This is a genomic window from Variovorax sp. PBL-E5 (genome assembly GCF_901827185.1).
Taxonomy (GTDB): Bacteria; Pseudomonadota; Gammaproteobacteria; order Burkholderiales; family Burkholderiaceae_C; genus Variovorax.
Window position 1 is genome coordinate 602,424 of record NZ_LR594672.1, and the last position, 11,753, is coordinate 614,176.

The following is an 11,753-nucleotide window of genomic DNA, read 5'->3' on the forward strand; positions in this document are numbered from 1 at the left end:
TTCGGCGGGCTTTTTCTTTTAGCAGGGCGTGTCCCGGTTGCTAGACATGTCGTTACCCCTCCGATACGGGGCTCACCAGAAGGACAGGACACCATCACCATGACCAAGAAGACCACGGCCAAGGCCAAAAAGAGGACCGCATCCAGCAAGGCCGCTGCGGCGACTGGCACGGCAAAAAAGCCGGCCACGAAGAAGGCTCCTGCGGCCAAAAAGCCTGCTGTCAAGAAGGCTCCCGCCAAGCGGGCAACGCCGAAGAAGGCTGCTGCGAGTAAGTCTGCACCATCGGCCTCGGGGCTGTACCTTGGCAAGGAACTCTACAAGCAGACCATCGATGGCCTGCGCGCCCAAGGGCTGGACCAGCAGGACGCGGTGGACACCCTGCGCGTTGGCCTCCGCGAAGCGAATGGCCGGCCCGTCCCGGTCCAGCTGCGCGGCACCCACGCCTCGAACGAACCGAACATGCAGCTCGCTGCCTGATTCAAGAGCCTACCAACCTGGTAGGCTCTTTTTTGGGGGCTGCGGGCCGTTCGTGTCTAGACGGGCAATAGAACCCCAAGGAAATTGCATGACGATTCACTTTGACATCCCCGCCGAGCTCGCCTGGCTAACTGCCCCAGCCCCTCATGAGGAGTTGGCTCGTCTTCGCGCGAGCGGTGAGCTCAGACGATTCCTGCCAGAGGTCGACGCGCTTTACGGCATCCCGCAAAGCCCGGAGCACCACCCCGAAATCGACACAGGAAGGCACATCGAGCTGACCCTGGAGGCCGCAGCGATGCTGTCCTCAGACCCCAAGGTGCGCTACGCCGCTCTCGTCCATGACCTGGGCAAGGCGCTGACGCCACAGGGCGAGCTGCCCCAGCACATCAACCACGAGCACGCCGGCCTCGCTCCGGTCGCTGAGGTGAGCGACAGGCTCGGCGTCCCGAACGACTGGAAGACCCTGGCGTTGCTCGTCTGCGAGCATCATCTCAACGTGCACCGCGCGTTTGAGATGAACCCACGGGGCGTGATTCGGCTGTTCGAGCGGCTTCCGCTCGTTGCCCAGCCCGAGTTGCTCGAGCCTTTCCTGATAGCCGTCGAGGCTGACAAGCGAGGCCGGGCCGGGCAGCTGCATCGCGACTATCGGCAGGGAATCTTCCTGCGCGAGGCGTTCCGCTTCCTGCTTGAGAACCCCATCCCTCCCTACGAGACCATTGACACGCCCGCCGGCGTCGCCGTTCACAGAACGCGCCTCACTGCCCTGGCGGAAGCCCGTAGGGCTGTCCTGGCCGCATAGCCTGCGGTAATTCTCCCAAGCGCCCCTCACATCCAGGGGCGTTTTTTTTTATGCTCGATACCTAGACGCGAGAACTACTTCTGCGCTGCATGTCCGACATCGAGCTTGTCATCACCTGGTCCCGCCGGCTGGAAAAACTGCTGGCCACACGCTATGGTGCCCGAGGAAAGGGGCTTCACGCGCTCACGACTGCCGCGCGCCACCGATTGCCTCCAAACACCGAACCGGGCCTGCGCTGGATTGCCACCATGAGGAACAAGGTCCTGCACGACGACGGTTTTCGGCTCGGAAGCCGCCGCGATTTCGCCAAGGAGTCGCGGCGACTGCAGCGCGCGTTGGGCTCGGCGGGCACCGGCCTCCTGGCGAAGGCTCGTGCAGTTGTGGTGCTTGGGCTGTTTTTGGCCGGAATCTGGGGATTTTCCCGCGGTTTTTATTAAGCGCGAGCCAATTTTATGCACGAGGTTGCTAGACGTTTTATATACCAATCATTAGCACCCCATGCAAACACAACGAAAGGCGCTCCTTGCTGCCATCGCGCTCACCGCGATGCAGCTATCCACAAGTGCCCTAGCTGCCAAAGAGCAGTGCCTGGTCTTCAACCGGGAACTTCAGAAAATTGAGCACAAGCTCTGTGACGTCCCGGACAAGCTGGTCGACGCCGCCGTTCAGGAAGCCAGCCAAAGCGGGCAGGCATGCGCTTTACCGGACCCCGCGCTAGCCAGTTCACCTGAGCCGGGCGCGCCGCTTCCAGCCGCCGCTTCCCCAGCGCCGCCCGACGTGCTCTCGACGGTTGAATGGCGGCAAGCGCAGCCCGAAGGTGGAAGCCCGCCGACATACCAAGGCTTCAGCGCGGGGGTTTCCGCTTCAGGCATGGGCAGCCCCGCGACGCCTACCACGAGCGCGGTAAAGGCAACGCGCGAATCGTATGCCGCTAGCCGCCCTGGCGAGTGGAGTCCGAGCGTGAAACGCGAGACTTCGAGCAGTTGGACGCCACCGGACGTGCTCAAGCCGAACCCGAGAGGCAAAGCAGCGTGGAACGCCTTCGAGTGCCTGCTCGTGCTCGCGGTCATCGCGACCTTGATGGCCTTCGCGGTCAACTGGAGCGATGCGGACGACCGGCGTCGCGCAGAGGCCCGGCCCCGGACATCGCCGCCGGGACCGCCGGCGGGCGGCCCAAAGGCCTCACGCAACACAGCCTTCCAACAGCCTGTCCGTACGCTCTCCATCCCGGACCGCAAGAAGTATGGTCTGAGTTGGCTCCCGGCTCCAGGCTCGCCGGGAGGTCCCTTGGCACGGTTGGTCAGCGGTTCCTCTGTGACACCAAGGGCCTGAACACCGTCGCCTTCACAAATACCGAAAGCGGAGCACATGCTCCGCTTTTCCATGCGCTGCCAACCCTCCCGGCCGGGGAGGGCGTTAGGCAATCGACAGTTTCTGTCGGGATGCACTCTTTTGACCAACGCCGAGCGGTCGCGACGTAATGCGCAGGAAGTGGTCAAGGATGTGAAAGTGGTCTTCGAAGAACTGGTCTTCCATGCGTGCCAGGTCAGAGATTCGCACCCATCGCGCCTTCTTGGCACCTCCATCAGGGTCGAACTGCGCGTTGACCTCCGGGAGTCGCAGGTTTCCGAGATTGAACTTGAAGGCCTGAGAAATGATGCGGCCGCGCGGGCTGCGACCTGGGTGGTCGAAGACGGCCGAGTCCTCGAGCGCGTCCAGCAGCGTGGTATCCAGGAAGGCGAGCCCGGTCTCCTCCGCAAGCTCCCGCACCGCTGTCTCATAGAAGCGGTCGCCATCCTCCATGAAGCCACCGGGCACGGCGTAGAGCCCCTTGCCCGCGCCTTCACCTCGCTGGATGAGCAGGACATGCCCACCGCAGATGACCACCGCGTCGCCGGCGTTGGAAGACTTGATATGCCCCCACTTTGCCTTGTAACCACGCAGCCACTCAGCCTCCCATGCGAGGGTCGACCGACAGGGCAGCGACCACCAGGCCGTCAGGTAGTCGTAGACGCCCGCGGGGACCATTGGCTTGAGCAACATGAAAATTGCTTCGCGCGGCTGGCCAGGGGTGTCGAACAGGACACTGCGAATCGCTGTTGCGTCCAGGTCCGAGAATCGGGGACGCTCTTGAAGCGCCCACCCAGGGAATCGGTTCAGGTAATAGCTCGTGTGGTCTTTGAAGTGTCCGACCAGCGCGACCTTGCGGGCAGCGGGCACCACCTCGGCGACACCGGCACGCACTGCAGCAACCCAGTCAGCGTCCTCGTAGTAGTCCCGGACCGGCACGAAGAACACGCGCTCGCGGTCCGATTCGGGCAGCGCCAGCCGAATCATGTCGGCGCGCTCCTGCCAGGTGAAGGGATTCTTGGGGCTGCGCGCCTGGAAGGCGGAGCCCAGGACGATGGCAACCTGCGGTGCGAGCGCCAGTGCGTCGAGGATGAGGGCCTGGTGGCCGAGGTGCATGCCCTGGAAGCGGCCGATATAGACAGCGAGGTCGAAGGAAGACGGTGGGAGCGGGGAAGTCATGCTTTATGGTGTGAAAAAGCGCAAGGCCTGCGCAGGCCTTTAGTATAGCATCGTTCGTTGCACTGCGCAACTAACGAAAGCAATGTCGTTTGAGAGCCGTTTCCTCTTTTCTTCTTCACCAAACGGCGCCCAGTTGCTGCAACCAAGCGCCATAAAAAAACGCCCCGTGATTGGGGCGTCCTAAAATGAAAGTGGAGGTCAGATGCCGTCGGTCAGCCCAAGCTTTATCCGCGCATTGGCCACCGCGGTTGCGGCATCTCGTGCCTCGGCAATGACGGCCCACGTCGAGTCGGTTGGCTGCACCACTGTCCAGCGACCGTCGCGTTCGCCAACAAAACAACCTGGGGGCAGTTGGTCAAGCGACGACGCCGCGGGGCCTTCGGGAACAAGGGCCACCTTAGGCTCCGCCGTGTGCTTCAGCAGATAGGGGTCCGTGAAATGCACGCCGTGTCCGCCCTCGGGTGTGTGCACCCAGGAAAGGCGATGGCGAATGGCCTTGTAAAGCTCGAACGCAATCTTCGCATCCGTAGGGGTGGATTCGCTGCCGATGGACTTGGAGCCTCCGAGGGTGTAGCCCGTCAGTACGGCCTTAAGCTGTTCGACCAGCTTGTCGCCCTCGAGCAGCGCGCCGTTGGCCAAGGGCTCGCCCTTCTGGCTCGTTATGCCGCCGTAGCGGACGAACTCCATCAGGTATTCGAGCTGGCCCATGCCCAGTCGCCCCACGAGCTCGAGTGCATCAGCCAGTACGTGGCTTTGCTTCTGGCTCAACCCGATGAGGCTGTATCGGAGGTTGGCGTCAAGCTGTGTCATGAATGTCCTTTTGTTTGGTGGAGCGCGCGAAACGGCGGGCCCGGATTTGAGGTCTGTGCGGCGTGTAGCAATTTTGGCGCAACTACCGGCCCCGGCCGTTACAGCACCGTTGCGCCAACGGCGGTCAACGGGGAAGGGTCTCAAGCACCGTTTGAGGCAGCTCGCCGGCGTCAATCAGCTTCTGAAGTCTGCGCATCCGGTACTCGGCGCCGCCTTCCGTCACGATGAGCTCGTGCTCGAACCAGGGCCACGCCGTCTTGCTCATGTCGACGCCTCTGGCCACCTCCTGACCGTAGACAGCCCGAAACTTCTTGAGCAATTCCGTTAGGCTGTAGCGGATGCCGGCAGCCACCTGGTTGAACTCCGAAAGAGCGGGCTGCTCCGTGGCAAGTTGAACCTTCAAGTCACGGTTCTGATTCCAAGCCGTATTGCTTCTCGCGGCGGCCGCCAGCCCCGCGTTCAAGGCGCGCAGTCCATTTTCCCGGTGCTCTCCCTCCGGAAGCTGCAGGACGGCGTCAAGGCCTTTCCTGTAGATGTCCAGGGCGGAGCCTGCCAAGCCGTCTGCGCTGTTCGACTCGAGCAGGCCCCTGAGGTAGTGGTGGCTGAGGGGGTCGTTGTAGTTCTTCTGTGAAGTCATCGTGGTCCTTAAGGCAGCGGAGCAGGGCAGGCAAAACCGCGGGGTCAGGACGCGGGCGCGTCAGAAGGCGAGTCAGGAGCGGCGGGGCTGGCCAAGCTCGACTCGAACCGCCCAAAGATGTGGTTCACGTAATTCGCGGATACGGCCAACTCGTGCTCGAACCAGCACCAGCTTGTCTTCCAGATATCCACGCCTTTCGCCTCCTCCAGCTTCGCGGCCTCCCTGAACTTGCGCTCCACAGTCGCCATCTGGCCCCGGGCTTGCCTGGCGAGTTCATTGAGCTCGCTGAGCTCCGGACGCTCGAGCTTAAGCTGCTCCTTCAGGCGCACGTTCTCGCCGTAGAGCTCAGCTCGGCGTATGGCGGCGCTCACGCCGCTGTTGAAGGCAAACAGAGCCGCCTTGCGGCCCTCGCCGACCGGCAGCTCGAGCAGCCCGTCAAGGCCGGCGCTGAATGACTTCACCACATGGTCCGCCAGGCCCAGCTTCCCCGGGCTTTCGAGCAGGTCGGCCAAGTAGCCGTGGCTTTGAGGGTCGTTGTAGTCTTTTTTGGGTGCGTCGGGCATCAGACCACCTTGGCGGCAATGGGCATCTGACGGCCGCTACCGAACGCGCGCGCCCGGACACGGATGATGGGAGGTGCCTGACGACGCTTGTATTCGTTCCGTGCAATCATCGTTCGCACCCGCAGAACCAGCGCGCGGCCTTCCTCGGTTTCCATCAAATCGCTGACGCGGCGGATTGCGTTGGCCTTTTCGTCAGAAGCCAGGCGGCCGCCCTCGATGAGCATGCGAAGCACGTCGTCCAGCACTTCGTAGGGGGGCAGGCTGTCGGTGTCCTTCTGGTCGGGCGCCAGTTCCGCCGACGGGGGCTTTTCGATGATGGCCACAGGGATGATTTCGCGCTCGGCCGTCGCGTTGATGTGGCGGCACAGCTCGAACACCTCGGTCTTGTAGAGGTCCCCGATGAGGCCGAGGCCGCCATTCGTGTCGCCATAAAGCGTGCAGTAGCCGACCGAGATTTCGCTCTTGTTGCCGGTGGTCAGCAGCAAGTGACCGAACGCGTTCGAGTACTCCATCAGGATGGTCCCGCGGGCGCGGGCCTGGAGGTTCTCCAGGGGAAGCCCCTTCAGCGGCTGCCCGAAGGCTGCCTCGAAGCCCGCGCCGAAGGCGCTGACGACGTCCTTGATAGCGTGTGTGAGCAGTGGGATTCCCAAGTTTCGGCAAAGCGTCTCAGAGTCGCTGACAGAGCCCGTACTGGAGAACTTTGACGGCATCGTGATGGCCGACACGTTCTCTGGCCCGAGTGCTTCAACGGCCAGGGCGAGCGTTAGCGCGCTGTCAATGCCGCCCGACGAGCCGACCACGACTTGTTTGAACCCGCAACGGCGAGCGTAGTCACGCAAGCCCAGGACGATTTGCTGGCGGTAAAACTCCATCGTGGGCAGGCCTTCGACGGACACGACCGGTAGTTCCTTGTCATCGGTTGCGAAGAAGCGCCCGTTGTCGAACCCCAGCGTGCGCACCTCTTCCATGAAACGCGCCGCCTCGTATTGCACTGTGTATCCCTCGCGGGTCGGGACGACAGCAAACGAGCCGCCGTCGTAGACCAGTTGGTCGTGCCCGCCGATGTGATTGACGTAGAAGATTGGGAGCTGGTTCACCGCGCTCGCCTGGCCGAACACGCGGTGGCGCACCTCACGTTTCCCGATGTCGCAGGGGCTCGCGTTCAGCGAAACAATAAGGTTCGGTGCTGCATCACGGAGGCGGTTGAAAGGGTTGACGATGTAGTCGGAGCCATCGTTGTTCCAGCCGTCCTCGCAGATGAGCAGGCCAACTCTCGTGCCTTGCACGTTGACCACGCAGGAACGGTCCGGGCCCGGCTCAAAATGGCGACGTTCGTCGAAGACACCGTAAGTCGGCAAGAGTTGTTTAGCGTACATCCCGCATTCCTTGCCGTCACGGATGACAGAAAGCGCGTTGTGCAGCTGTTTCCCCGGGCCGCTGCGCCGGCGCGGAAGGCCGAATACCCAGGTGAGCTCCGGATGCGCCTTCGACGCGGTCAACAACTGGGCGAAGCCGAGTTCGACCCGGTCCAGGAACTCGGGCTCGTCCAGCAGGTCTCCGGGGTAGTAGCCGGTAAGCGCGAGCTCCGGAAAGACGACCAGGTCGGAACTGGCGGCCGCGGCCTGAGCCGCCGCCTCGGCCATCTTGGCAACGTTGCCGAAGATGTCGCCGACGGTGAGGTTGAGCTGAGCGGAGGTGATGCGAATCATTGTGGTTTTATGCAGCTGTGTTGTCTGGGAAACATGCACAGTATAGCATCGTTCGTTGCACGGTGCAACTAACGGCGGCTATAGAAAACCCACCGCAAATGCGGTGGGTGATTCGAAGTTTCGGACGGGTGGTGCCTAGAAGAGCGTCGGTGCCGGCGCTGCGCGCTGAGCCGAACGGATGGCGGAGCGAACACGCATCAGGAGGTATCCCAGGCGATTCGCGCCGCGCCAGGTCTCGGTGTCAAGAATGCGGGGGTCATAGGCCGCAAGACCCACGCCGTACAGCCGGTCGGTCGGGCTCGCTTCGATGATGAGCTTCTCCTCGCTCGCCATGAGCACGCCATGCGCAGACGCGACCTGCGTGAACTTGTCGAAGAGCCCCTCGAAAAGCACCGCTTCGCTTGCGGCGTCCCAAATCGGCTTGACAAAGCCTGACACGGCCCGGCCCAAGGCCTTTTGTTCGCGCGGGTCCGGCTCTACCAGGATGGCTGCCATGCTGGTGGCATCCCCGAACAGTTCGGCCTTCCGGTACATCATCAGCTGCTCGGAGCAGTTGAAGTCGATGCCGCGGCTGGTGAACTTTCCTATGTTCCAGTTCGAAAGGGGGCTTTGCGCGCCCCAAAAGGTGACGATTTCGGTGCGAAGAAGCTTCATTGTGATGTCCTGTTGGTTTCCTATCCGGTCTAGCGACAGGACAGCGACCTATAGGACCTCAGCGGTCTTCGCCACTACCGTGCATCGTTCCGCGCGCCTTGCGGCCGAGAATCTTGTGCTGGTTCTCTCCCAGCACTTCGGACGGCGTGAAGCCATGCGCCCGGCAGAGCCGCGCCCAGTAATAGGCCACGTCACCCAGCTCCTTGCGCAAGTGAGCGCGGTCGAGCTTGCCGTCGCGAAGCCACTTTTTAAGCAGCTCCATGACCTCACCGGTCTCACCCGACAGGCCGAGCGACATGACGGTGTGCTGGCGCAGGTCCAGCTTGTCGCCATCACCGCTCATCCAGAGGTCGACGGTGAACTGTGCGTACTCGTCGATGTCGGTGCACGGCTTCGCTTCAGCAGGCAGGGGCGGCGCCGGGGCCGGTTCTGCAGCGCGCGAGCTTTTGACCACCCAAAGGCCGAAGAGCAAGCCCACGATGACTGCAAGATGCTCCATCCACAGCTCGAGCTCAGCGCCCAGATAGGCCGCGCTACGCACCAGGAGCACGCAGATGGCGATGGAGCCCAGTACCGTACGAGCAGCGGCGAACTGCCGGGCCGCGCTCATGCGTCGACTGCCTCGATGCCGAGGTTGCTGAAGATTAGGTCCAGCTGCGTCTTGAGCTTCTTGGCGCTCGCGGCCGCCAGCACGTTGCGCACGCCGGCCTTCGGGTCGCCGCCGTCTGCCGCCAGCGCCTTCGAGTCGGCCAGGAGCTGCTTCGGGTCCATTGCGGCCAGTTCCTCGATGGTCTTGCCCAGCGACGCGGCCAGCTGAAACGTGTCGCTCTCCGGAATTTCGCCGTATGCCATCACGCCGAGGTTGGCTGCCTCCTCGACCAGCTTGCCGAACACCACTTCTGAGCCGCGACGCGGCGGCACCTTGTTCAGCACCAGCATGATTTTCCCCTCGTCGAAGCCAAGTTTCTCGATAAGGAAGTGCAGGGTGCTGATGGTGTCCGTCTGGACCTTCTCCGAAGGCTCGGTGGGCACCAGCACCTTGCCGATGAACTCGTGCATGCCGTCGTAGCTCGACAGAGCAGCAAAGAAGTTCGACACGTTCGAAGCGCCCACGTCGACGATGACGGGTGCGGACATGGCCGCTTCGATGGCTTGCTCGAGGATTGCGCTCGTCTGCTCGGCGGAGAGCTGCACGGCCTCCCCCTGGTTGTATCCAGCGTTGACGTCTTCCACAGCAAAGACCCGCACGTCCTTGAGCCGTGGCACAAGCAAGTTGCGCGTCAAAGTTGTTTTTCCGACGTTGCCGCTGAAATTTGCGACCATCACGATTGGGTACATGCGCTCTCCGGAGGAAGTTGACGCCACGGCCTCTGATGGGCCACAGCACTTCCTCGTTTAGGGGAACGTTTTAGCCGGGGGGTGGGGCCTAAGCCGAGACGCTACTACCCGTTACCCCTTCGTTACGCTCGTCGACTGGGCCTCGGTTAAAATCCGCACTTCTCGAAACCGTCACTCCCCTGCGCTGGGACATCGACGGAACCTACAGAGCTCCATGTCCAAAGCAGCACCCCAGACCTCCATCGACTCCGGCGGGCTTCGCTACCGCAACAAAACCCCCGGCTCGCCCTTTGCAGTGGGCGGCAACTTCGGAAGTTCGACCATGTCGTGCTTCAAGTGCGGCACTCACCGCAACCGCTCACTGCTGCAATCCAAGCAGCTGCTGGGCCGGACACACTTCGTCTGCGCCCCGTCTTGCAAGGCGCTGGCAGAAGCCGCGAACTGACGCCAGCCCCGAGCGCGCGCTCGGGAGGCCCCGCTGCTAGCGGTTTCGAATCCGCAATTTCCAGCGAAATTCGGTCGAGCAGGGCTGCGCTCGGCGCCTCTGCGGGGTGAGCCTCGTTAGGGTGACGCCGTAGCCGTCGAATCCGAGGTCATACCGGATGTGCCGCTCAATCTCCCGCAGTGCTTCCTCTGTCCAAGTCACCCAAGACGGTGACTTCGTCGACACGCCCAGATAAACGATGCGGCTGGCACGCGGCCAATGTGCCATTAACCCGTCAGAGAGGTCGAAGCGGCGGTTTGTGCTCGTATGCAGCGGTCTGCCACGGCCATCTGTGAAGTTCAGCGTTGACCGGGATGGCCATAGGTTGGGCGCGCTCGGCCGCTGGTCGCGGGTCAGCAAATTGAGGTTCCGTGCTGTAGTCATTTGTTCTCCAGAAACCCGTCCGTGTCCTGATGGACGGCGGCAGCATCAACCGGACGGCAGACGGCGACAGCCTCCCGGGGCTCACGAGCTGTGAAGTGCCCAGCAGTCAGGCTTGTCACCGTGTCCCGTGGCCACGCCGCGGAGTGAACAGCCTGTCGAGGGTCGCACCAGCAGGGGACGATGAGCGTGGCCGAACTCTGCAGGCAAGGCGTCGCCCCTCCTGGCCAAACCAAGCCGACGTCTGCATTCCATGCACCCGAAACAACGCTGCTGGGCGCGTTCGCGGGCCCAAAGAACTCACCCATTGCCGCCCCATCGAGCTCCTGCAGCGCCGACGCGGCCATCGTTGTCGAGGCTACCTTAAAGACGGCGCTAGCGGCATCAGCGACCTTGCCTGCCGGCCCGCACGCGAACGCCTTCACCGTCTTCAGGCTTGCCCATTCCCACGGCACACTCGCAACGCCTAGCACCAGCTCGAGTTGATGACGGCCGCTGGCACGAATTGCCATCACTGCGGCGTCAACCGCTTCGGCCTCCTTTATCCTCCGCGCCGGAAGCTGCGCTACCACAATCAGGCCTGATGGCCGGAACTGGGACAGCAGCTCGCTTAAGGTTCGCAACAGGTCCTTGGCAGACGCTCGCACCCAGTGCTCGGTCACACCCTGCAATTGCCCAGCCAACGCAGCGGCACTTGGCTGCATTCCGGCATCGAGGTTGAGCAGCACAACAAGCCGCGGGACTTCGGTGCGCTCGCCGTCAGGGAGGTCGAACGCATAGCCTCCGCTCGCAACGAAGATTTCGGCCCCGTCCTGCAAACAGGCCAAGGGTACCAAGGGGGCGGCGGCGCGCGACACCGGCGTCAGGCCGGCAGCTGGGCGCTGTACTTCTCGCAGAACGACTGAATCTTGACCAGGTCTGCCCGGGTGACCGTCTCCGGGAACTGAATCCTCGCCTTACGGCGCGTGTCCAGCTGGATGGCCCATTCATGTACCACGGTCGACGTGGCATTGCCCACGGACTTCATGATGAGGGCGGCCACCGGGTCGACATCCTTCGGCTCGTTCGGCTGAGCTGCCGGGAGGATGGTCGCGAACTTGCGGAATCCCTCGTCCCAGACGAAGCGCGTGCTCATCCCGCGACGGCCAAGAACGAGTTTGCCCATCTGCAGGCCTTCCAGAGCGTTGAGTACCGTTCGGATTCGTCGGGGTCCAAGTTTAGTCAGCTTGACGAGCCGCTCAACCGTGACCGTTTCCATCTTGTTTTCATAGGACCGTAGGGCGTCGAATACGCGGCGGGCATCGCCGCTTTGGATGCGCATGGACTTCAGCTTCTTCTGCAGGTGCATCGTCACGGTGGTCATTCTGGAAGC

The 11,753-nt window shown here is 62.7% G+C and carries 14 protein-coding genes; 4 read left to right on the forward strand and 10 right to left on the reverse strand.

Features of this window, described 5'->3' with window-relative positions; translation table 11 throughout:
• Positions 1-99: 99 nt before the first annotated feature.
• From WDLP6_RS30710 to WDLP6_RS30720, 3 genes are all read left to right on the forward strand, one after another.
• Positions 100-477, forward strand: a complete 378-nt coding sequence (locus tag WDLP6_RS30710; protein ID WP_174258344.1) for a hypothetical protein — start codon at positions 100-102, stop codon at positions 475-477.
• An 88-nt stretch (positions 478-565) separates the two neighbouring features.
• Complete coding sequence (locus tag WDLP6_RS30715; RefSeq protein ID WP_162571024.1) at positions 566-1,276, forward strand: HD domain-containing protein; 711 nt, start codon at positions 566-568, stop codon at positions 1,274-1,276.
• 89 nt (positions 1,277-1,365) lie between these two features.
• Positions 1,366-1,713, forward strand: a complete 348-nt coding sequence (locus WDLP6_RS30720) for a DUF4145 domain-containing protein (RefSeq protein ID WP_162571025.1) — start codon at positions 1,366-1,368, stop codon at positions 1,711-1,713.
• Between the two features lie 979 nt (positions 1,714-2,692).
• On the opposite strand, the gene WDLP6_RS30725 is transcribed toward WDLP6_RS30720, so the two are convergent.
• From WDLP6_RS30725 to WDLP6_RS30760, 8 genes are all read right to left on the reverse strand, one after another.
• Complete coding sequence (locus WDLP6_RS30725) at positions 2,693-3,805, reverse strand: NUDIX domain-containing protein (RefSeq protein ID WP_162571026.1); 1,113 nt, start codon at positions 3,803-3,805, stop codon at positions 2,693-2,695.
• Positions 3,806-4,003: 198 nt separating this feature from the next.
• A complete protein-coding gene (locus tag WDLP6_RS30730; protein ID WP_162571027.1) occupies positions 4,004-4,615 on the reverse strand; it encodes a hypothetical protein in 612 nt (203 codons plus the stop codon).
• A gap of 124 nt (positions 4,616-4,739) precedes the next feature.
• A complete protein-coding gene (locus WDLP6_RS30735; protein ID WP_162571028.1) occupies positions 4,740-5,252 on the reverse strand; it encodes a hypothetical protein in 513 nt (170 codons plus the stop codon).
• A gap of 44 nt (positions 5,253-5,296) precedes the next feature.
• Positions 5,297-5,815: a hypothetical protein gene (locus WDLP6_RS30740; RefSeq protein WP_162571029.1), complete on the reverse strand. Its 519-nt coding sequence runs from the start codon at positions 5,813-5,815 to the stop codon at positions 5,297-5,299.
• A complete protein-coding gene (locus WDLP6_RS30745) occupies positions 5,815-7,524 on the reverse strand; it encodes an NAD+ synthase (RefSeq protein ID WP_162571030.1) in 1,710 nt (569 codons plus the stop codon). Before WDLP6_RS30745 ends, WDLP6_RS30740 begins: the two co-directional genes overlap by 1 nt.
• A 135-nt stretch (positions 7,525-7,659) precedes the next feature.
• Complete coding sequence (locus tag WDLP6_RS30750) at positions 7,660-8,178, reverse strand: NADAR family protein (protein WP_162571031.1); 519 nt, start codon at positions 8,176-8,178, stop codon at positions 7,660-7,662.
• A gap of 58 nt (positions 8,179-8,236) precedes the next feature.
• Positions 8,237-8,788 (reverse strand): nucleoside triphosphate pyrophosphohydrolase family protein, encoded by a 552-nt coding sequence (locus tag WDLP6_RS35260; RefSeq protein ID WP_232076894.1) that lies wholly within the window; start codon positions 8,786-8,788, stop codon positions 8,237-8,239.
• On the reverse strand, positions 8,785-9,516 hold the full coding sequence (locus tag WDLP6_RS30760; RefSeq protein ID WP_162571032.1) for a nucleotide-binding protein: 732 nt from the start codon (positions 9,514-9,516) through the stop codon (positions 8,785-8,787). The genes WDLP6_RS35260 and WDLP6_RS30760 overlap by 4 nt, the downstream gene beginning before the upstream one ends.
• A gap of 214 nt (positions 9,517-9,730) precedes the next feature.
• Here WDLP6_RS30760 and WDLP6_RS30765 point away from each other — a divergent pair, with 214 nt between their 5' ends.
• On the forward strand, positions 9,731-9,961 hold the full coding sequence (locus tag WDLP6_RS30765) for a hypothetical protein (protein ID WP_162577705.1): 231 nt from the start codon (positions 9,731-9,733) through the stop codon (positions 9,959-9,961).
• 419 nt (positions 9,962-10,380) lie between these two features.
• Here the strand turns inward: WDLP6_RS30765 and WDLP6_RS30770 are convergent, their stop codons facing one another.
• Positions 10,381-11,238, reverse strand: coding sequence for a hypothetical protein (locus WDLP6_RS30770; protein WP_162571033.1), 858 nt, complete (start codon positions 11,236-11,238; stop codon positions 10,381-10,383).
• A gap of 5 nt (positions 11,239-11,243) precedes the next feature.
• Complete coding sequence (locus WDLP6_RS30775) at positions 11,244-11,744, reverse strand: hypothetical protein (protein WP_162571034.1); 501 nt, start codon at positions 11,742-11,744, stop codon at positions 11,244-11,246.
• Positions 11,745-11,753 lie beyond the last annotated feature (9 nt).